The sequence below is a fragment of the Pseudomonas sp. BN607 genome, from assembly GCF_029871175.1.
In the GTDB taxonomy this organism is placed as follows: Bacteria; Pseudomonadota; Gammaproteobacteria; order Pseudomonadales; family Pseudomonadaceae; genus Aquipseudomonas.
Genome location: NZ_SSOE01000063.1, coordinates 183746 through 204076 on the forward strand (window position 1 = coordinate 183746; position 20331 = coordinate 204076).

At 60.1% G+C, this 20331-nt stretch carries 18 protein-coding genes and 2 tRNA genes; 17 read left to right on the forward strand and 3 right to left on the reverse strand.

Annotation, left to right across the window (positions count from 1 at the left end; genetic code table 11):
• Positions 1–6: 6 nt before the first annotated feature.
• Positions 7–315: a ribosome assembly RNA-binding protein YhbY gene (gene yhbY / locus E8E68_RS20695; RefSeq protein WP_003249945.1), complete on the reverse strand. Its 309-nt coding sequence runs from the start codon at positions 313–315 to the stop codon at positions 7–9.
• A 102-nt stretch (positions 316–417) separates the two neighbouring features.
• Here yhbY and rlmE point away from each other — a divergent pair, with 102 nt between their 5' ends.
• The 16 genes from rlmE (at position 418) to E8E68_RS20775 (ending at position 16384) form a co-directional block, all read left to right on the forward strand.
• A complete protein-coding gene (rlmE, locus tag E8E68_RS20700) occupies positions 418–1044 on the forward strand; it encodes a 23S rRNA (uridine(2552)-2'-O)-methyltransferase RlmE (protein ID WP_110746153.1) in 627 nt (208 codons plus the stop codon).
• A 203-nt stretch (positions 1045–1247) separates the two neighbouring features.
• Positions 1248–3152, forward strand: a complete 1905-nt coding sequence (gene ftsH / locus E8E68_RS20705) for an ATP-dependent zinc metalloprotease FtsH (RefSeq protein WP_110746155.1) — start codon at positions 1248–1250, stop codon at positions 3150–3152.
• An 8-nt stretch (positions 3153–3160) separates the two neighbouring features.
• Positions 3161–4012, forward strand: a complete 852-nt coding sequence (folP, locus tag E8E68_RS20710) for a dihydropteroate synthase (protein ID WP_266031262.1) — start codon at positions 3161–3163, stop codon at positions 4010–4012.
• A gap of 16 nt (positions 4013–4028) precedes the next feature.
• Positions 4029–5369 carry a phosphoglucosamine mutase gene (glmM, locus tag E8E68_RS20715; protein WP_110746160.1) on the forward strand — a complete coding sequence of 447 codons (1341 nt, stop codon included), beginning with the start codon at positions 4029–4031 and terminating at the stop codon, positions 5367–5369.
• Positions 5370–5434: 65 nt separating this feature from the next.
• A complete protein-coding gene (tpiA, locus tag E8E68_RS20720) occupies positions 5435–6190 on the forward strand; it encodes a triose-phosphate isomerase (RefSeq protein ID WP_266031266.1) in 756 nt (251 codons plus the stop codon).
• Between the two features lie 4 nt (positions 6191–6194).
• A complete protein-coding gene (gene secG / locus E8E68_RS20725; RefSeq protein WP_110746164.1) occupies positions 6195–6593 on the forward strand; it encodes a preprotein translocase subunit SecG in 399 nt (132 codons plus the stop codon).
• Between the two features lie 21 nt (positions 6594–6614).
• Positions 6615–6700, forward strand: a tRNA-Leu gene (locus tag E8E68_RS20730).
• 100 nt (positions 6701–6800) lie between these two features.
• Positions 6801–6877, forward strand: a tRNA-Met gene (locus E8E68_RS20735).
• 130 nt (positions 6878–7007) lie between these two features.
• Positions 7008–7466 (forward strand): ribosome maturation factor RimP, encoded by a 459-nt coding sequence (rimP, locus tag E8E68_RS20740; RefSeq protein WP_060509592.1) that lies wholly within the window; start codon positions 7008–7010, stop codon positions 7464–7466.
• Between the two features lie 59 nt (positions 7467–7525).
• On the forward strand, positions 7526–9007 hold the full coding sequence (gene nusA, locus E8E68_RS20745; RefSeq protein ID WP_009685349.1) for a transcription termination factor NusA: 1482 nt from the start codon (positions 7526–7528) through the stop codon (positions 9005–9007).
• A 27-nt stretch (positions 9008–9034) separates the two neighbouring features.
• Positions 9035–11563: a translation initiation factor IF-2 gene (gene infB / locus E8E68_RS20750; RefSeq protein WP_266031269.1), complete on the forward strand. Its 2529-nt coding sequence runs from the start codon at positions 9035–9037 to the stop codon at positions 11561–11563.
• A 116-nt stretch (positions 11564–11679) separates the two neighbouring features.
• Positions 11680–12078: a 30S ribosome-binding factor RbfA gene (gene rbfA / locus E8E68_RS20755; RefSeq protein ID WP_051101213.1), complete on the forward strand. Its 399-nt coding sequence runs from the start codon at positions 11680–11682 to the stop codon at positions 12076–12078.
• 3 nt (positions 12079–12081) lie between these two features.
• Positions 12082–12999: a tRNA pseudouridine(55) synthase TruB gene (truB, locus tag E8E68_RS20760; RefSeq protein WP_110746168.1), complete on the forward strand. Its 918-nt coding sequence runs from the start codon at positions 12082–12084 to the stop codon at positions 12997–12999.
• A gap of 147 nt (positions 13000–13146) precedes the next feature.
• Positions 13147–13416: a 30S ribosomal protein S15 gene (gene rpsO, locus E8E68_RS20765; protein ID WP_003249971.1), complete on the forward strand. Its 270-nt coding sequence runs from the start codon at positions 13147–13149 to the stop codon at positions 13414–13416.
• 250 nt (positions 13417–13666) lie between these two features.
• A complete protein-coding gene (gene pnp / locus E8E68_RS20770; protein WP_110746170.1) occupies positions 13667–15772 on the forward strand; it encodes a polyribonucleotide nucleotidyltransferase in 2106 nt (701 codons plus the stop codon).
• Positions 15773–16033: 261 nt separating this feature from the next.
• Positions 16034–16384 carry a BON domain-containing protein gene (locus E8E68_RS20775; protein WP_012274238.1) on the forward strand — a complete coding sequence of 117 codons (351 nt, stop codon included), beginning with the start codon at positions 16034–16036 and terminating at the stop codon, positions 16382–16384.
• Positions 16385–16459: 75 nt separating this feature from the next.
• Here E8E68_RS20775 and E8E68_RS20780 read toward each other — a convergent pair whose 3' ends face one another.
• Positions 16460–16762, reverse strand: coding sequence for a putative quinol monooxygenase (locus E8E68_RS20780; protein ID WP_280344308.1), 303 nt, complete (start codon positions 16760–16762; stop codon positions 16460–16462).
• Between the two features lie 60 nt (positions 16763–16822).
• On the opposite strand from E8E68_RS20780, the gene E8E68_RS20785 reads away from it, so the two are divergent.
• Complete coding sequence (locus E8E68_RS20785; protein WP_280344311.1) at positions 16823–17236, forward strand: VOC family protein; 414 nt, start codon at positions 16823–16825, stop codon at positions 17234–17236.
• A gap of 98 nt (positions 17237–17334) precedes the next feature.
• Here the strand turns inward: E8E68_RS20785 and E8E68_RS20790 are convergent, their stop codons facing one another.
• Complete coding sequence (locus E8E68_RS20790; protein WP_280344313.1) at positions 17335–20271, reverse strand: DUF748 domain-containing protein; 2937 nt, start codon at positions 20269–20271, stop codon at positions 17335–17337.
• Between the last annotated feature and the right edge of the window lie 60 nt (positions 20272–20331).

Below are 20331 nucleotides of genomic sequence, written 5' to 3' on the forward strand. Positions count from 1 at the left end.
CCACCGTTACTTGTAACGGTGGATGTTGGACAGCTGCTTGTTCGGCTGTGGGTTCTTGCGGTAGATCAGGGCTTTCTTGCCGATGGTCTGCACCAGCTCGGCACGGCCGGCCTTGCACAGCTCGGCAATGGTCTCTGCGCGTTCTTCGCGGTCTTCCGAACGGATTTCGACCTTGATCAGTTCGTGGTCGACCAGAGCACGCTCCAGCTCGGCGATGACGCCTTCATTCAAACCGTTGCCAGCAACGATCAGGACCGGCTTCAGGTCATGACCAATGGACTTGTATTGCTTCTTCTGCTCGTTATTGAGCGGCATAATCTGACCCTTTCCGTCTGATTCTGTAAAATTGACCGGCATTTTACCCGAGGGCCACCGGCTCCGCCCAGTCAATCACGACGCATATCATCGAGGTGCCCCGTGGTACAACGTTCCAAAAGCAGCGCAAACTGGCTGCGAGAGCATTTCAACGATCCTTTTGTAAAGCAGGCACAGAAGGATGGCTACCGCTCGCGAGCGAGCTACAAACTGCTGGAGATCCAGGAAAAAGACCGCCTGATCCGTCCCGGCATGAGCGTCATCGACCTCGGTGCGGCCCCGGGTGGCTGGTCGCAGGTGACCAGTCGTCTGATTGGTGGCCAGGGTCGGTTGATCGCTTCCGACATCCTGGAAATGGACTCGATCCCCGATGTGACCTTCATTCAGGGCGATTTCACCGATGATGCCGTGCTCCAGCAAATCCTGGAGGCGGTAGGGGATTCGCATGTAGACCTTGTGATTTCCGACATGGCCCCCAATATGAGTGGTACGCCCGAAGTGGACATGCCGCGCGCGATGTTCCTCTGCGAGCTGGCCCTGGATCTGGCAACCCGTGTACTGAAGCCTGGCGGTGATTTCCTGATCAAGATTTTCCAGGGCGAAGGTTTCGACATGTACCTGAAGGATGTGCGCACCAAATTCGACAAGGTGCAGATGCGCAAACCATCCTCTTCGCGGGATCGTTCGCGTGAGCAGTACCTGTTGGGCAAAGGTTTCAAAGGCGCTTGAAAGGCGTGAAGCGCGGCGGCTGATAGTTATTTCCAATTGGCCGCGGCGTCAGGATTGTCCGAACTTCGTGTAGTCTAGCTTTCACAAAGGGTTACAGACGGTGCCTGCGGCTGCGTAGGTAATGTAGTAAGTTAGGGCGATGAATATCATGCGAGGCACGGCTGCGTCGTGCGCCGGCCTCAGAGGGTAGCGAATTGAACGACATGGCAAAGAATCTGATCCTGTGGTTGATCATCGCAGCTGTCCTGGTGACAGTGATGAACAACTTCTCCAGCCCTAACGAGCCGCAGACCCTCAACTACTCCGACTTCATCCAGCAGGTCAAGGATGGCAAGGTCGAGCGTGTGACTGTCGACGGCTACATCATTACCGGCAAACGCGCCGACGGCGACAACTTCAAGACTGTGCGTCCGGCCATTACCGACAACGGCCTGATTGGCGACCTGGTCGACAACCATGTGGTTGTCGAAGGCAAACAGCCTGAGCAGCAGAGCATCTGGACCCAGTTGCTGGTAGCCAGCTTCCCGATCCTGGTGATCATTGCCGTGTTCATGTTCTTCATGCGCCAGATGCAGGGCGGTGCGGGCGGCAAGGGCGGGCCGATGAGTTTCGGCAAGAGCAAGGCGCGCCTGCTGTCGGAAGACCAGGTCAAGACGACCCTGGCTGACGTCGCAGGTTGCGATGAAGCCAAGGAAGAAGTCGGTGAGCTGGTCGAGTTCCTGCGCGACCCGGGCAAGTTCCAGCGCTTGGGTGGCCGTATTCCGCGTGGCGTGCTGATGGTTGGCCCGCCCGGTACCGGTAAGACCTTGCTGGCCAAGGCCATCGCCGGTGAGGCGAAGGTGCCGTTCTTCACCATCTCCGGTTCAGACTTCGTGGAAATGTTCGTCGGTGTCGGTGCCAGCCGCGTTCGCGACATGTTCGAACAGGCCAAGAAGCACGCCCCGTGCATCATCTTCATCGACGAGATCGACGCCGTTGGTCGCCACCGTGGCGCCGGCATGGGTGGCGGTCACGACGAGCGTGAGCAAACCCTCAACCAGTTGCTGGTGGAGATGGACGGCTTTGAAATGAACGATGGCATCATCGTCATCGCCGCAACCAACCGTCCGGACGTGCTCGACCCGGCACTGCTGCGTCCCGGCCGCTTCGACCGCCAGGTAGTGGTTGGCCTGCCGGATATCCGTGGTCGCGAACAGATCCTCAAGGTGCACATGCGCAAGGTGCCGATTGGCGAGAACGTCAACCCGGCCGTCATTGCCCGTGGTACCCCAGGCTTCTCCGGTGCCGACCTTGCCAACTTGGTCAACGAAGCATCGCTGTTTGCCGCGCGTTCCAACAAGCGCCTGGTCGAAATGAAAGAGTTCGAGCTGGCCAAGGACAAGATCATGATGGGCGCCGAGCGCAAGACCATGGTCATGTCCGAGAAGGAAAAGAAGAACACCGCTTACCACGAGGCTGGTCATGCCATTGTCGGTCGCCTGGTGCCTGAGCACGACCCGGTCTACAAGGTTTCGATCATCCCGCGTGGCCGTGCCCTGGGTGTGACCATGTTCCTGCCGGAAGAAGACCGCTATAGCCTGTCCAAGCGTGCGCTGATCAGTCAGATCTGCTCGCTGTACGGTGGCCGTATTGCCGAAGAGATGACGCTGGGCTTCGATGGCGTCACCACCGGTGCGTCGAATGACATCATGCGTGCCAGCCAGATCGCTCGTAACATGGTCACCAAATGGGGCCTGTCCGAGAAACTCGGCCCGCTGATGTACGCCGAAGAAGAGGGTGAAGTGTTCCTCGGCCGCAGTGCCGGCAGCCAGCACGCCAGTGTCTCCGGCGAAACTGCCAAGCTGATCGACTCCGAGGTCCGCAGCATCATTGATCAGTGCTACGCCACTGCCAAGCAGCTGTTGATCGAGAACCGCGACAAGCTTGAAGCGATGACCGAAGCGCTGATGAAGTATGAGACCATTGATGCCGATCAGATCGACGACATCATGGCTGGGCGTACGCCACGCGAACCGCGTGACTGGGACGATGACAAGGATTCGGGCACGCCTGCGGCCCAGAATGATCGCCCGGAATCGCCAATCGGCGGCCCAGCAGCTCAACACTAAGGGCATCTATGAGCTCAGTGCAGTACCCGACCCGGTTGCCTTGCGGCAACCGGGTTCTTGATTTGTCACGTACCCATGTCATGGGTATTCTCAATATCACCCCTGATTCCTTCTCCGATGGCGGGCGTTTCAGCCAGCGCGACGAGGCTCTGCGTCATGCCGAAGCCATGGTTGCCGCAGGCGCCACGCTGATCGACATTGGTGGCGAGTCCACCCGGCCGGGCGCGCGCGCGGTCTCGGTCATCGAGGAGCTGGAGCGGGTGGCGCCGATGGTCGAGGCCATCAATAGCCGCCTCGACGTGGTCATCTCTGTCGATACCTCCACGCCTGCCGTTATGCGTGAGTCGGCCCGTCTCGGTGCCGGGCTCATCAACGACGTGCGGGCCCTGGAGCGCGATGGTGCGCTGGATGCAGCGGCAGATACCGGTTTGCCCGTGTGCCTCATGCACATGCGTGGCGAGCCCGGTAACATGCAGGACGACCCGCATTACGAAGACGTGACTGCCGACGTTGCGCGATATCTTGAGCAGCGGATGGCCGCCTGTGCGGCCGCCGGCATCGACACGCACAAAATCATTCTTGACCCGGGCTTTGGTTTCGCCAAGACGCTGGCGCACAACCTGAGCCTGTTCAAGCACATGGAAGCGCTCTATCGCCTGGGGCGCCCGTTGTTGGTGGGCGTTTCACGAAAGAGCATGATCGGCCTGACGCTGGAACGTCCGGTCGGCGAGCGGTTGTACGGCAGCCTTGCGCTGGCGGCGTTGGCCATGACCAAGGGAGCCAGCATCCTTCGTGTCCATGACGTGGCCGAAACTGTCGATGTGGTGCGCATGATCGCTGCGGTGCAAAACGCCGAATAAGAACATTGGAGTCCCTATGAGCAGAAAATACTTTGGTACCGACGGCATTCGTGGCCGCGTCGGCGAATACCCGATCACGCCTGACTTCATGCTGAAGCTTGGCTGGGCGGCAGGCATGGCCTTCCGCAAGCAGGGGCACTGCCGTGTGCTGGTGGGCAAGGATACGCGTATCTCCGGCTACATGTTCGAGTCCGCACTCGAAGCCGGTCTGGCCGCGGCAGGTGCCGATGTCATGCTGCTGGGGCCAATGCCTACGCCGGCCATCGCCTACCTGACCCGCACCTTCCATGCCCAGGCGGGCATTGTCATCAGTGCCTCGCACAACCCGCACGAAGACAACGGCATCAAGTTCTTCTCGGGCCAGGGCACCAAGCTGCCGGATGAAGTCGAACTGATGATCGAAGAGCTGCTTGACCAGCCGATGACGGTTGTTGACTCGGGCAAGCTGGGCAAGGTTTCGCGCATCAACGATGCTGCCGGCCGCTACATCGAGTTCTGCAAGAGCAGCGTACCGACCAGCACCAGCTTCGACGGGCTCAAACTGGTGGTCGATTGCGCCCACGGTGCCACCTATAAGGTCGCGCCTAGCGTATTCCGCGAGCTGGGTGCCGACGTAACGGTGCTGCATGCCCAGCCGGACGGTCTGAACATCAACGAAGGTTGCGGTTCGACTCACATCGAATCGTTGCAGGCCGCCGTGCTGGTAGGCCATGCCGACCTCGGTATTGCCTTCGACGGTGATGGCGACCGCGTACTGATGGTCGATCACACCGGTGCCATTGTTGACGGTGACGAACTGCTGTTCATCATCGCGCGCGATCTGCACGAGCGTGGCAAGTTGCAGGGCGGGGTCGTGGGTACGCTCATGAGCAACCTGGGCCTGGAGCTGGCACTGAAGGACCTGGATATCCCGTTCGTGCGGGCCAAGGTCGGCGACCGGTACGTCATGGCCGAGCTGCTGGAGCGTGAATGGCTGGTGGGGGGTGAAAACTCCGGCCACGTCGTGTGCTGCAACCACACCACCACGGGTGACGCGATCATCGCTGCGCTGCAGGTGTTGATGGCGCTCAAGCGTCGTGGCGAAACCCTGGCTCAGGCCCGTCAGGCCCTGCGCAAGTGCCCGCAGGTGCTGATCAATGTACGCTTCGGTGCCAGCAAGGTCGACCCGCTGGAGCACCCGGCCGTCAAGGAGGCCAGTGCCAAGGTTACCGAAGCACTGGCTGGCCGTGGCCGCGTGCTGTTGCGCAAGTCGGGCACCGAGCCTCTGGTGCGGGTGATGGTCGAGGGCGAGGACGAAAGCCAGGTGCGTGGTCATGCGGAAGCACTGGCCAAGCTGGTCGGCGAAGTTTGTGTCTGAAGGCGCTTGCCAGCGCAGATCTGGTTGGGTAAGATCTGCGCCCACTTTGACCGACGAGGTAAAGCATGCGTCGCCCTATGGTAGCTGGTAACTGGAAGATGCACGGTACCCGCGCTAGCGTCGCTGAGCTGACCGAAGGCTTGAGCAATCTTGCCTTGCCGAGCGGAGTGGAAGTCGCGGTATTTCCACCGGCCCTGTTCATCAATCAAGTGATCGATGGCCTGGCAGGTAAAGAAATTACTGTCGGCGCACAGAATTCTGCTGTACAACCCGAACAGGGTGCGCTGACCGGAGAAGTTTCTCCTGAGCAGCTGGTTGAAGCAGGTTGCAAGTTGGTGTTGATTGGCCATTCGGAGCGTCGCCAGATCATTGGCGAAACCGATGAAGTGCTGAATCGCAAGTTTGCAGCGGCCCAGGCCAAAGGTTTGAAGCCAGTGCTTTGTATCGGGGAAACCCTTGAAGAGCGCGAGGCTGGCAAGACGCTCGAAGTTGTCGGGCGTCAACTAAGCAGTATCATCGAAGCATTCGGTGTTAAGGCTTTTGCCAATGCAGTAATTGCCTATGAGCCTGTATGGGCCATCGGCACCGGCCTTACGGCCACGCCACAGCAGGCTCAGGATGTGCATGCCGCCATCCGAAGCCAGCTGGCGGCAGAAGATGCTGAAGTAGCTGCGAAGGTGCAGCTGCTCTACGGCGGCAGCGTGAAGGCGGCCAATGCGGCCGAACTGTTCGGCATGCCGGATATCGATGGGGGTCTCATTGGTGGGGCTTCCCTGAACGCAGACGAATTCGGTGCAATTTGTCGCGCCGCAGGAAACTGAACAAATGCTGGAAACAGTCATCGTTGTTTTTCATCTGTTGGCAGCGCTGTCGCTTGTAGTGCTGGTTCTGTTGCAACAGGGTAAAGGTGCGGAAGCAGGTGCATCTTTCGGCGCGGGTGCCTCTAATACCGTGTTCGGGAGCCAAGGCTCTGCAACGTTTCTAAGTAAATTAACTGCAATACTCGCTGCCACTTTCTTTTTGACAGCACTTGGGTTAGGATACTTCGCGAAGCAACAAGCTCACCAGCTTAGCCAAGCAGGTCTTCCAGATCCAGCAGTGCTAGAAGTGAAAGAGCCGCAAAAACCGGCAGTTAATGATGATGTACCGGTGCTCCAACAGCAGAAGAGCGAAACCACCAATACCACTGGTGATGTACCTCCTCCAGCGCAAGAGCAGAAGTAACGGGTTTCAAGTAGTAACATTGCCGAGGTGGTGGAATTGGTAGACACGCAACCTTGAGGTGGTTGTGCCCATAGGGTGTAGGGGTTCGAGTCCCCTTCTCGGTACCAATTGAAGCTTGAGAGCCCGCTTTAGCGGGCTTTCTTGCAGGTGAAGGTTTGGATTTGACCCTCAACAGGGTTCGGTCTTATACTTTCGCCCCAGCTTTGTCGCGGGGTGGAGCAGCTTGGTAGCTCGTCGGGCTCATAACCCGAAGGTCGTTGGTTCAAATCCAGCCCCCGCAACCAGCTTCAGCGGAGCCCCTTTTCAGGGGCTTTTTGCTAACCGAACAGTTTTCGGCGTCGTTGTCCAACGGCGCTTTCAGGGATGGGCGCTTTGCCCATTTTTTATTTGCACAGCATGCACGAGGGGGTTCAGGTGTCGAGCAAGCTAGAACAGTTGCAGGCCTTGTTGGCCCCGGTTGTCGAGGGTCTGGGCTATCAGTGCTGGGGGATCGAGTTCGTTTCCCAGGGTAAGCATTCGGTACTGCGCATCTACATCGACAAGGAAGACGGCATTCTGGTGGATGACTGCGAAGCGGTCAGCCGTCAGGCCAGCGCCATTCTCGATGTGGAAGATCCAATCAGCAGTGAGTACACCCTCGAGGTGTCTTCTCCAGGCATGGATCGCCCACTGTTCACTCTGGAACAGTTTGCCTCGCATGCCGGCGAACAAGTGAAGATCAAGCTGCGCTCACCCTTCGAGGGTCGTCGTAACTTCCAGGGCCTTCTCCGCGGTGTGGAGGAGCAGGATGTGGTGGTCCAGGTGGACAACCAGGAGTTCCTGTTGCCGATCGACTCGATCGACAAGGCCAATATTATTCCCAGTTTTGACTGAGACGTGCCGGGCCCGGCGGACTATCCGGGCCCAATGGCTTGCGCAAGGCGAGGCGTACGATGAGCAAAGAAGTACTGCTGGTTGTTGAATCGGTATCCAACGAAAAAGGTGTACCGCCCGGCGTCATTTTCGAAGCGCTGGAAGTGGCCCTGGCCACTGCAACCAAAAAACGTTTTGAAGACGAAGTCGATCTGCGTGTGGAAATCAACCGCCACACCGGTAGCTACGAGACCTTCCGTCGCTGGACCGTGGTCGATGAAGCGGATCTTGATGATCCAGCGATCGAGACCTGGCTGGACAAGATCAAGGACACCCACCCTGAAGCCAAGGTTGGTGACGTGATCGAAGAGAAGATCGAGTCCATCGAGTTCGGTCGTATCGCCGCCCAGACCGCCAAGCAGGTCATCGTGCAGAAGGTCCGTGAGGCCGAGCGCGCCCAGGTGGTCGATGCTTACCGCGAGCGCGTTGGCGAGATCATTTCTGGTACCGTGAAAAAGGTTACCCGCGACAACGTCATCGTTGACCTGGGCAACAACGCCGAGGCCTTGCTGGCCCGCGAAGACATCATTCCGCGCGAAACCTTCCGTGTCGGCGTGCGCCTGCGTGCGCTGCTCAAGGAAATTCGCACTGAAAACCGTGGCCCTCAGCTGATCCTGTCGCGCACCGCGCCGCAGATGCTGATCGAGCTTTTCCGCATTGAAGTGCCGGAAATTGCCGAAGGGCTGATCGAAGTCATGGCTGCTTCCCGTGATCCGGGTTCGCGAGCCAAGATCGCCGTCCGCTCCAAGGACAAGCGCATCGACCCGCAAGGCGCCTGCATCGGCATGCGTGGTTCGCGCGTCCAGGCCGTATCCGGGGAGCTGGGTGGTGAGCGTGTGGATATCGTCCTGTGGGACGATAACCCGGCGCAGTTTGTCATCAACGCCATGTCGCCGGCTGAAGTCGCGGCGATCATCGTTGATGAAGATGCCCATGCCATGGACATCGCCGTCGCCGAGGACAACCTGGCCCAGGCCATTGGCCGTGGCGGTCAGAACGTTCGTCTTGCCAGTCAACTGACCGGTTGGACCCTGAACGTGATGACCGAGAAGGACATCCAGGCCAAGCAACAGGCCGAAACCGGTGACATCCTGCGCAATTTCATCGATGAACTGGAAGTCGACGAGGAGCTGGCCCAAGTGCTGGTCGACGAAGGCTTTACCAGCCTCGAAGAAATTGCCTACGTACCGTTGGAAGAAATGCTCAACATCGATGGCTTTGACGAAGATATCGTCAATGAGCTCCGCGCTCGAGCCAAGGACCGTTTGTTGACCAAGGCCATCGCTACCGAAGAAAAACTGGCAGACGCCCACCCGGCCGAAGACCTGCTCTCCCTTGAGGGCATGGACAAGGACCTGGCGGCTGAACTGGCGGTGCGCGGCGTGGTTAACCGCGAAGACCTGGCCGAGCAGTCGATCGACGATCTGCTCGACATCGACGGCATCGACGAAGAGCGTGCCGGCAAGTTGATCATGGCCGCCCGAGCCCACTGGTTCGAGTAATTAGGCGCGGCCTGAGGAGAGAAGTGCATGACGCAAGTCACGGTGAAAGAACTGGCCCAAGAGGTCGAGGCACCGGTAGAGCGCCTGCTGCAGCAGATGCGTGAGGCAGGTCTGCCGCACACCGACGCCGGTCAGGTAGTGACCGACAATGAGAAGCAGACCCTGCTGACTCATTTGAAAAGCAGCCACAAGAGCAAGGCGGAAGAGCCGCGCAAGATTACCTTGCAGCGCAAAACCACCAGCACCCTGCGTGTCGCCGGTAGCAAGAGCATTAGCGTAGAAGTACGCAAGAAGAAAGTTTTCGTGCAGCGTAGCCCGGAAGAAATCCAGGCTGAGCAGAAGCGTGAGCTGGATGAGCGCCGTGCGGCTGAAAATGCCGCTCGCGACAAGGTCGAGGCCGAAGTTCGCCAGCGCAACGAAGAGCAGGCTCGCCGTCACGCCGCCGACACCGCTGCAGCCGCCCCAGCGCCTGCCGCCAAGCCAGAGCCGGCTCCTGCCGCTGCCCCGGCCCCGGTTGTCGCCGACGCCCCGGCTTCCGAAGACGCCGCAGCTCGCGCTGCCGAGCGCAAGAAAGACGAGACCCGTCGCAACGAAAGCCGTACCCGTGATGACGACCGTCGTCGTGGCGAGGCGCCTCGTGTGTCGATCAAGGTCAAGGTCAAGGAGAAGGAAAAGGCGCCGACTCCACGTGCCGCTCCGCGTACCACCGACGAAGAGAGCGATGGCGCTCGTCGTGGTCGTGGTGGCAAGAGCAAGCTGAAGAAGCGTAACCAGCATGGCTTCCAGAACCCGACTGGCCCCGTCATCCGTGACGTGACCATCGGCGAGACCATCACCGTCTCGGAACTGGCCCAACAGATGTCGGTCAAGGCCGCTGAAGTGGTCAAGTTCATGTTCAAGATGGGCACTCCGGTCACCATCAACCAGGTGCTCGACCAGGAAACTGCTCAGCTGATCGCCGAAGAACTGGGCCACAAGGTCACCCTGGTCAGCGACACTGCCCTGGAAGACTCCCTGGCCGAATCGCTGAAGTTCGAAGGCCAGGCCGAGTCGCGTGCGCCGGTGGTTACCGTCATGGGTCACGTTGACCATGGCAAGACCTCGCTGCTCGACTACATCCGTCGTGCCAAGGTTGCCGCTGGCGAAGCCGGTGGTATTACCCAGCACATCGGTGCCTACCACGTGGAAACCGACCGCGGTATGGTCACCTTCCTCGACACCCCGGGCCACGCTGCTTTCACCCAGATGCGTGCCCGTGGTGCCAAGGCGACCGACATCGTCATCCTGGTGGTGGCGGCGGACGACGGCGTGATGCCACAAACCCGCGAAGCCGTTCAGCATGCCAAGGCAGCTGGCGTCCCGCTGGTTGTTGCAGTGAACAAGATCGACAAGCCAGGTGCTGACCTCGATCGTATCCGTAACGAGCTGGCTGTCGAAGGCGTTACCTCTGAGGACTGGGGTGGTGACACGCCGTTCGTCAAGGTTTCGGCCAAGATGGGTACCGGTGTCGACGAGCTGCTCGAAGCCGTCTTGCTGCAGGCCGAGATCCTCGAATTGACCGCTACCCCGACTGCTCCAGGGCGTGGTGTGGTTGTCGAATCGCGCCTGGACAAGGGCCGCGGTCCGGTAGCGACCATCCTGGTTCAGGACGGTACCCTGCGTCAGGGCGACATGGTCCTGTGCGGCTCCAACTATGGCCGCGTACGTGCCATGCTCGACGAGAACGGCAAGCCTGTGAAGGAAGCTGGCCCGTCGATCCCGGTCGAGATCCTTGGCCTGGACGGTACCCCGGAAGCCGGTGACGAGCTGTCGGTGGTGGCTGACGAGAAGAAAGCCCGTGAAGTTGCCCTGTTCCGTCAAGGCAAGTACCGCGAGGTCAAGCTGGCCCGTGCTCACGCCGGCAAGCTGGAAAACATCTTCGAGACCATGGGTCAGGAAGAGAAGAAAACCCTCAACATCGTTCTCAAGACCGATGTGCGTGGTTCTCTGGAAGCGCTGCAGGGCTCGCTCGGCGGCCTGGGCAACGACGAAGTGCAGGTGCGCGTGATTGGTGGTGGCGTCGGTGGTATCACCGAGAGCGACGCCAACCTGGCACTGGCTTCGAATGCAGTACTGTTCGGCTTCAACGTGCGTGCCGATGCCGGCGCGCGCAAGATCGTCGAGCAGGAAGGTCTGGATATGCGTTACTACAACGTAATCTACGACATCATCGAAGACGTCAAGAAGGCCCTGACCGGTATGCTCGGCAGCGATGTTCGCGAGAACATCCTGGGTGTCGCCGAAGTGCGTGACGTGTTCCGTTCGCCGAAGTTCGGCGCCATCGCTGGCTGTATGGTCATCGAGGGTACCGTGTACCGCAACCGTCCGATCCGCGTACTGCGCGACGACGTGGTGATCTTCGAAGGCGAGCTGGAATCGCTGCGTCGCTTCAAGGACGACGCTTCCGAAGTTCGTTCGGGCATGGAGTGCGGTATTGGCGTCAAGAGCTACAACGACGTCAAGGTCGGCGACAAGATCGAAGTCTTCGAGAAAGTCCAGGTGGCTCGTACCCTTTAAGGGCGAGCGAACCGCAAGCGCGCGCTACAGGGCGGCTTGCGGTACCTCTTCAGGTAGCGCCCGGTCAGGCTCAGGTCTGTCCGGGCGTTTGCCGCTTTAAGTTACAGGTAGCAAGAATGGCAAAAGAATATAGCCGTACCCAACGTATTGGCGATCAGATGCAGCGCGAGCTGGCCGAGCTGATCCGTCGCGAAGTCAAGGACCCGCGTGTCGGCCTGGTGACCATCACCGCCGTGGACGTCAGCCGTGACTTGGGCCATGCCAAGGTGTTCATCACCGTCATGGGCGAGGAAACCCCGGACGCCGTGCAGCAGTCGCTGAAGGCACTGAACAGCGCTGCCAGCTTCCTGCGTTTGCACCTGGGGCGCTCGATGCAACTGCGCAGCGTGCCGCAACTGCACTTCCACTTCGATGAAAGCGTCAGCCGCGGTGTGCACCTGTCGGCGCTGATCGAGCGTGCAGTGGCCGAAGACCGCCTGCACAAGGAAGCCGACGAGCCGGACACCAAGGAGTAAGCGGTGGCCCAGGTCAAACGTATCCGCCGCAACGTCAGCGGCATCATCCTGCTCGACAAGCCGCTGGGCTTCACCTCGAATGCCGCCCTGCAGAAAGTGCGCTGGCTGCTCAACGCGGAAAAGGCCGGCCACACCGGTAGCCTCGACCCGCTGGCAACCGGCGTGCTGCCACTGTGCTTTGGCGAAGCGACCAAGTTTTCGCAGTACCTGCTCGATTCCGACAAGGGCTACGAAACCGTCATGCAGATGGGGCAGACTACCAACACCGGCGACGCCGAAGGTGAGGTTCTGCAGACCCGCGAAGTGACCGTTGGTCGCGCCGACATCGAGGCGCTGCTGCCACGTTTTCGCGGCCCGATCAGCCAGATACCGCCGATGTACTCGGCGCTCAAGCGTGACGGCCAGCCGCTGTACAAGTTGGCACGTGCAGGAGAGGTAGTGGAGCGCGAGGCGCGTTCTGTTACTATTGGCCGGCTGGAGTTGCTCGAGTGCGAAGGCACCCGTGCACGGCTGAGCGTAGGCTGCAGCAAAGGCACCTATATCCGCACCCTGGTGGAGGATATTGGCGAGGCCCTTGGTTGCGGCGCCTATGTCGCCGAGCTGCGCAGGACCCAGGCCGGGCCCTTTGCGCTGGCACAGACGGTTACTCTCGAGGAACTCGAACAGGCCCACGCCGAAGGCGGCAACGAAGCGCTCGATCGCTTCCTGATGCCCTCGGACAGCGGCCTGCAGGACTGGCCAATGGTCAGCCTGTCCGAACACAGTGCGTTCTACTGGCTGCATGGTCAGGCAGTGCGCGCGCCGGACGCGCCACAATTTGGCATGGTTCGGGTACAGGATCATAATGCGCGCTTCATCGGTATCGGTGAAGTGAGCGAAGACGGGCGCATTGCGCCGCGTCGGCTGATTCGGTCGGAATGACCGAAACCGGGGGGTAAGGCAGTTGCCGAGCCCCACGGCATCAAGGGTGGCTGTCAGTAGGCACGGTCACACCTTTTTTATTAATACAGGGATTAGTCCCTGGCCTATTGGACCCCGCATGCGGGATCCGTTATCAGGAGAAGCCAAATGGCCCTCAGCGTTGAAGAAAAAGCTCAGATCGTTGCCGAATATCAGCAAGCCGCCGGTGATACCGGTAGCCCGGAAGTGCAGGTTGCTCTGCTGACCGCCAACATCAACAAGCTGCAAGGCCACTTCAAGGCCAACGATAAAGACCACCACTCCCGTCGTGGCCTGATTCGTATGGTCAACCAGCGTCGTAAGCTGCTGGACTACCTGAAGGGCAAAGACACCACTCGTTACAGCGCCCTGATCGGTCGCCTGGGCCTGCGTCGCTAATAGCGGCCTGGTCAGTGGTGTGCATGGCGTGTCGCAAGCTTCGGCTATGCTGTTTCGCAGCATTGTCGTCGGGCACGTCACGCGTATCTCCGAGGTTGGCAGCCTGGTTGAGCTGAGCGGTTTACCGCACAGCTGCCAGGCTCCCAACCTCGTGTTGTATCTGGACGGTCAATGGGGCCGATTCCCCGTTCTGCCCAAGAATTCGCAAGAAACCAGTTCCCCCAAGAGCCACTGAAAAAGGTAGGAAACCGTGAACCCGGTAATCAAGACTTTCCAGTTCGGTCAATCGACCGTTACTCTCGAAACGGGCCGTATTGCCCGTCAGGCAACCGGCGCCGTGCTGGTTACCGTCGACAACGACGTCACCGTGCTGGTGACCGTGGTAGGCGCCAAGCAGGCTGATCCAGGCAAGGGTTTCTTCCCGCTGTCGGTTCACTACCAGGAAAAGACCTACGCCGCTGGCAAGATCCCAGGTGGCTTCTTCAAGCGTGAAGGCCGTCCTTCCGAGAAAGAGACGCTGACCTCGCGCCTGATCGACCGTCCGATCCGTCCGCTGTTCCCGGAAGGCTTCATGAACGAAGTGCAGGTCGTCTGCACCGTGGTTTCCACCAGCAAGAAGACCGACCCGGACATCGCTGCGATGATCGGTACCTCGGCTGCCCTGGCCATCTCCGGCATTCCGTTCGAAGGCCCGATCGGCGCTGCTCGCGTTGCCTTCCACGAAAGCACCGGCTACCTGCTGAACCCGACCTACGAGCAACTGGCTGCCTCGAGCCTGGACATGGTCGTAGCCGGTACCTCTGACGCCGTGCTGATGGTTGAATCGGAAGCTCAAGAGCTGACCGAAGACCAGATGCTGGGTGCCGTACTGTTCGCCCACGACGAATTCCAGGCTGTTATCCAGGCTGTCAAAGAGCTGGCTGCCGAAGCTGGCAAGCCGACCTGGGACTGGAAACCTGCCGTTGCCAACACCGAGCTGTTCAATGCCATCCGCGCCGAGTTCGGCGAAGCGGTTTCGCAGGGTTACACCATCACTGTCAAGGCCGATCGCTATGCGCGCCTGGGCGAGCTGCGCGACCAGGCGGTTGCCAAGTTCTCTGGTGAAGAAGGTCAGCCTTCGGCTGGTGAAGTAAAAGACATCTTCGGCGAAATCGAATACCGCACCGTTCGCGAAAACATCGTCAACGGCAAGCCTCGGATCGATGGCCGCGACACCAAGACCGTGCGCCCGCTGAACATCGAAGTCGGCGTGCTGCCGAAAACCCACGGTTCGGCACTGTTCACCCGTGGCGAAACCCAGGCCCTGGTCGTAGCGACCCTGGGTACTGCCCGTGACGCCCAGCTGCTGGACACCCTCGAAGGCGAGAAAAAAGACCCCTTCATGCTGCACTACAACTTCCCACCGTTCTCGGTAGGTGAGTGTGGCCGCATGGGCGGTGCTGGTCGTCGCGAAATCGGCCACGGCCGTCTGGCCCGCCGTTCGGTCCAGGCCATGCTGCCTGCTGCCGACGTGTTCCCGTACACCATTCGTGTGGTTTCGGAAATCACCGAATCCAACGGTTCCAGCTCCATGGCTTCGGTCTGCGGTGCTTCCCTGGCCCTGATGGACGCCGGTGTACCGATGAAGGCGCCAGTGGCCGGTATCGCCATGGGCCTGGTCAAGGAAGGCGACAAGTTCGCGGTCCTGACCGACATCCTGGGTGACGAAGACCACCTGGGCGACATGGACTTCAAGGTAGCCGGTACCGCCAAAGGTGTCACCGCGCTGCAGATGGACATCAAGATCAACGGCATCACCGAAGAGATCATGGAAATCGCCCTGGGCCAGGCCCTGGAAGCGCGCCTGAACATCCTCGGCCAGATGAACCAGATCATTGGCCAGTCGCGTACCGAACTGTCGGCCAACGCCCCGACCATGATCGCGATGAAGATCGACACCGACAAGATCCGTGACGTCATCGGTAAAGGCGGCGCCACCATTCGCGCCATTTGCGAAGAGACCAAGGCTTCGATCGACATCGAAGACGATGGCTCGATCAAGATCTTCGGCGAAACCAAGGAAGCGGCAGAAGCTGCCAAGCAGCGCATCCTGGGCATCACCGCCGAGGCCGAGATCGGCAAGATCTACGTCGGCAAGGTTGAGCGCATCGTTGACTTCGGTGCCTTCGTCAACATCCTGCCTGGTAAGGACGGCCTGGTGCACATCTCCATGCTGAGCGATGCTCGCGTCGAGAAAGTCACCGACATCCTGAAAGAAGGCCAGGAAGTCGAAGTACTGGTACTGGACGTGGACAACCGCGGCCGTATCAAGCTGTCGATCAAGGACGTTGCCGCGGCCAAGGCCTCGGGCGTCTAAGCGACTGCGACGCTACAGGAAAGGGCCCTTCGGGGCCCTTTTTTAATGCCTTGCGGGAACCTTTTGCGGACTTGCATCTTGCATGCAGGTTTACCGTGCAGATTGCAAATTGCACGACCCCTGCAGTGCTGGCTGTTTGCTAACTTGTTGATTTATAAGGGCTTAAGCGAAGCGGTAAAAGTGGCACAGCGCGTGCAACTACCTTCATACCTGACGCCAGGACCTTCGGCGCAGACCTTTCGAAAAACAGGAGTGACCCACATGAAGAAGTTCGCCATTGCTGCCGCTACTGCTACCGCTCTGACCCTGACCATGGCTAACGCGGCATTTGCCCAACAGTCCACCCAGGCCCCAATGACGCTGGCGGCCGGTGAGGTGACCAAAGCCAAGGAAGCAACCTCCGATACCTGGATCACCACCAAGGTAAAGGCTGACCTGATGACCGAGAAAGGGGTGCCTGGCAGCGACATCAAGGTTGAAACCAACAAAGGCGTTGTGTCGCTGTCGTCTGACGTGGCTGTGACCGATGCGCAGAAAGAGATGGCTGTTGCCATCGCCAAAAAGATCAAAGGCGTACAGGCCGTGTCGGCTGATGGCCTGAAGTCCGAATAAGGATTGTCCCGTCGGCCAAAAGGATTTGGCCACCATTTCACCAGCCCCGGCCTCTGCCGGGGCTTTTCGTTATGACTAGTACATTGGGTTGCGCGCAATCACATCGCTTTCGAAGCACTCTTGCTCGATGATCAGTGGTTCCACCAGAGGCCGGCTGTCGCGAAAGTGCGCGGTCTGAGTATGGGCGTCATACGCCGCTTCATCACGGTAGATCTCGTAGAGGTAGATCACATGCGGGTCGGCCCTGTCCTGTGACACATCGAACACCAGACAGCCAGGTTCGGTGGCAACGGAGGCTGCGGCATTGGCCTTGATGGCGGTCAGGAAAGCTTCAGCGGATCCGGGTTTGACTCGGGTTCTGATGAACAGACTGTACACAAATCGCTCCTTTTGTTTTAAATTCAAATGTGAATTGTATACAAAAATGGAGCCGCGCCAATGTCTGAATTACCCGCCCGCCCTGGCCGCCTGAACGGCCTGCGCCATATCGCCCTGCTGGTGCCCAACCTTGAGGAATGTGAGCGTTTCTACGTCGATGTGCTGGGCATGGAAGTGCTGAGCCGCGCCAATGAGGACCTGGTGTACCTCACCTGTGGTAACGACAACCTGTCATTGGGGCGTGGGGCAGGGGCGGCCAACGGGTTGCAGACCCTGGATCACTACGGCTTCATTGTCGACAGTGTGGAGGAACTGGAGGCCTGGTATGCCTACTTCAAGGCCCGTCGCGTGACCTTGCTCGACCGGCCGTTCAACCATGGTGACGGCGCACGTAGCTTCCACCTGCTGGACCCGGCCGGGAACAAGGTGCAGCCGTTGTACCACCCGGCGGTGTCGGGGCAGCGTTTGGTTTGAAGCCGAGCTGGCTTCCTCGCGGGTAAACCCGCTCCCAGAGATCGCAGTACCTGTGGGAGCGGGTTTACCCGCGAAGAGGCCGGGCCTGTGAACAGGGATTACTCGGCATCGAGGTGCATCGGTGTCACCACCCGGCCATCGCTCTCAGGCTGCCCCAGGCTGGTATCGATGAAGTACACCCGGTCGTCTTCCAGCTTGCCCTTGTCGACCAGGTAGTCCTTGATGCTGCTGGCCCGCTCCTGCCCCAAGGTACGCAGCAAGGCGGTACTCTCGGCCCACGATTTGATCACGGCCTCGCGCAGCTTGGCAGCGCGCTCGTCGCGGCCCAGCTGTTCCCATTCGGCAGGCGGCTGCTGCTTCAGGCGGGTGCGATAGATGCCTTCGAGCATCGCCGGTTTGTCACTGTCGTCAACCACCAGCATCGAGGCATTGGCTGGCACCTTGTCGCCACGACGCTGCAGGATCTTGTACCAGGTGGCCTGGTACTCGCGCTCGAGGCGCTGTTGGGCGATCAGCGGACCATCGCTGGCCTGGGCGCTGGTACCCTCGATTTCCAGGCGAAGTTCTGGGCGCTCTTTCAGTGCCGATGCCAGCTTGTCCAGCGACGACTGGGCATCACCGCTGAGTTCGCTGGAACCGGGTGCGAACGCGACGTTGCCGAGGTCTTCCGAACCCCCGCCAGTTATCAGCCCGCCAATGAACTTGAACGGCGCTTGCGCAGCGCGCAGCACCAGGTTGCGCAGGGTCTGCCAGACGATCGGCATCACGCTGAACTGCGGGTTGTTCAGGTCGCCAGACACCGGCAGCTCGATCGAGATCTTGCCCTCGGTATCCTTGAGCAATGCCACCGCCAAGCGGATCGGCAGGTCGACCGCATCTGGGCTGTCAACTTTCTCACCCAGTTGCAACTGCTCCACCACCACCTTGTTCTCTGCCTTGAGCTGGCCGTTGGTGATCAGGTAGTGCAGGTCGAGGTTGAGCCGCCCCTTGCGGATGCGGTAGCCCGCGAACTTGCCGGAGTAGGGCGTCAAGGTAGTCAGCTCGACGCGCTTGAAGCTGGTGGCGATGTCCAGGCTGGCCAATGGGTTGAACGGGTTGAGGGCGCCCTTGATGGTAACCGGTGCGTAGCGGTCTACCTTGCCCTTGACGTCGACCTTGGCCGGCGTCGGCTTGCGGTTGTCGATGGTGCCGATCTGCCCGTTGAGTTGCTGGATGGCCGTGGCGAAGTTGGGGGTAAGCGACAGGTCGGCAAAGTTGGCCGAGCCATCGTTGATGTCGATCTGGCCGATGCGAATGCCGAGCGGTTTGCTGTTGCTGGCGGTGGTCGGCTTGGGCTGGCTGCTGGCGGGGGCGTCGGCCGGTTGCGGGATCAGCAGATCATTCACGTTGGTGGTGCGGTCTTCGTTGATGATGAAGCGCGCATAGGGTTGCAGCAGCGTCACCTTGTCGATCGACAGTGCGTCGCCGTGCACGTAGGACAAGCCGTCGACATTCACCTGCTGCCATTTGACGAAGTCGCGGCTCTTGATGGTGTCGAGGGTATGCAACTGGCTGACCTGCGCCTTGCCGGTTACATTGAAGGCCAGCGGCGTGGTGTTCTTCAGGTCGACCTTGAGGTCGGTCGAGAGCATGCCGCTGCGCAGTTCCAGCAGGATGAACGGGCTGATGTAGGCCTGGGCCACGCGCAGGTCGATATCGCGGGTGCTTACATCGAGCTTGGCCCACACCGGCGCCAGGTTGACCTGGCCGGCCGCCTGCAGCTTGCCTTGCTTACCGACGCCGGTATCCAGCTTGAGGTTGAAGGGTGTCTGGTTGAGGCTGTCGAAGCCCTGCAGATCGGCGTTGAGCGGGCCTACGTCCAAGGCTACCGGCTCTTTCTGCGTACGGTCAGCCAGGTGCACCAGGTAGTTGCGCAGCTGCACGTCCTTGAGCAGCACCTGCCACGGCTTGCCTGGCGCCTTGGCCGCTTTCTCCTCGGGCGTAGGCTCAGCGGCGGCCGGCTCGGCCTTTTCCTTGGGTGTAGCCTTGGCCGGCTGGCCGGCGAACAGTTTTTGCCAGTCGAGTTGGCCGTCTTTCTCTAGCGCGGCCCAGGTTTCCAGTTTTTCGCTACGGACCTTGCCCACGGTAACCAGCTGCTTCACCAGGTCGACCGAAGTCTCGCTCACTTCAAGCTTGGCCAGGCGTGCCAGTGGTCGGCCGTCCGGTGCCTTGATGGCGAATGGCGCGATGCGCACCGAGGTGTTGTCCAGTAGCAGCTCGGTCTGTTTGGCGAGGTTGAGCTTGTAGTGGGTATCCAGGCTGACAACCCCGTCTTCCAGCACCAGCGGTACGGCATCGCGCACATAGGGCCAGAACAGTTTCATCTTGGCGTCGGTGACCTTCAGCGTACCCTCGGAGGCGATCGGTGACAGGCTCAGGGTCCCGTTCCAGTCGATGCGCCCGCCGTTCGGGCCGTTGGCCACCAAGGTCATGTCGGCGTTGTCATCAGGCAAGGTGCTGAGGTTTTTCAGCTCCAGATTCATGTTGTCGTAGAGGAACTCGATCGGCTCGCTCGGGCGCATGTCCTGAAAGTGCAGGAAACCTTCCTTGAGCTTGATGCTGCCAATGCGCAGAGGAAACGGATCGCTGGGAGGCTCTTCAGTTTTGGCCTCGCTGGGCGGCAGCTTGAACAACCCGGTCAGGTTGAGGCTGCCGTCCTTGGCGAACAGCACTTCATTGCGCGGCTTGTCGAGTTCGACTGCTTCCAGGTGCAGGGCGCGGGTCCACAGGCTATCGAGCGAGAGGTTGGCGTATAGCCGCTCGAAGCCGACCTGCTCCTTGCCTGGCTCGCCAATCTGCAGGCCCCACAACGTGAGCTCCAGGCTGAAGGGGTTGAGCTCGATGCGTTCAAGGTGGGCCGGTACAGTGGCGTACTGGGCCAACTGCTGGTTGGCGATGCGCAGCGCGACACCGGGAACAATGAGAAAGCCGAGCAGGCTGTAGAGCGCTACCAGTGCCACGATTGCGCCAGCGGCGCGAGTCAATCCTTTGTACATGTGTCGCTTCGTCTGTCTTGGCAGGAGTGCTTGGAGTATGGCACGTTAAATCAGTTCCGC

Coding starts and splice junctions, on each gene's coding strand:
- rbfA (WP_051101213.1), top strand. CDS start 11,680: ATGGCAAAAGAATATAGCCGTACCCAACGTATTGGCGATCAGATGCAG.
- nusA (WP_009685349.1), top strand. CDS start 7,526: ATGAGCAAAGAAGTACTGCTGGTTGTTGAATCGGTATCCAACGAAAAA.
- E8E68_RS20775 (WP_012274238.1), top strand. CDS start 16,034: ATGAAGAAGTTCGCCATTGCTGCCGCTACTGCTACCGCTCTGACCCTG.
- infB (WP_266031269.1), top strand. CDS start 9,035: ATGACGCAAGTCACGGTGAAAGAACTGGCCCAAGAGGTCGAGGCACCG.
- rpsO (WP_003249971.1), top strand. CDS start 13,147: ATGGCCCTCAGCGTTGAAGAAAAAGCTCAGATCGTTGCCGAATATCAG.
- yhbY (WP_003249945.1), bottom strand. CDS start 315: ATGCCGCTCAATAACGAGCAGAAGAAGCAATACAAGTCCATTGGTCAT.
- secG (WP_110746164.1), top strand. CDS start 6,195: ATGCTGGAAACAGTCATCGTTGTTTTTCATCTGTTGGCAGCGCTGTCG.
- folP (WP_266031262.1), top strand. CDS start 3,161: ATGAGCTCAGTGCAGTACCCGACCCGGTTGCCTTGCGGCAACCGGGTT.
- ftsH (WP_110746155.1), top strand. CDS start 1,248: ATGGCAAAGAATCTGATCCTGTGGTTGATCATCGCAGCTGTCCTGGTG.
- tpiA (WP_266031266.1), top strand. CDS start 5,435: ATGCGTCGCCCTATGGTAGCTGGTAACTGGAAGATGCACGGTACCCGC.
- glmM (WP_110746160.1), top strand. CDS start 4,029: ATGAGCAGAAAATACTTTGGTACCGACGGCATTCGTGGCCGCGTCGGC.
- E8E68_RS20790 (WP_280344313.1), bottom strand. CDS start 20,271: ATGTACAAAGGATTGACTCGCGCCGCTGGCGCAATCGTGGCACTGGTA.
- E8E68_RS20785 (WP_280344311.1), top strand. CDS start 16,823: ATGTCTGAATTACCCGCCCGCCCTGGCCGCCTGAACGGCCTGCGCCAT.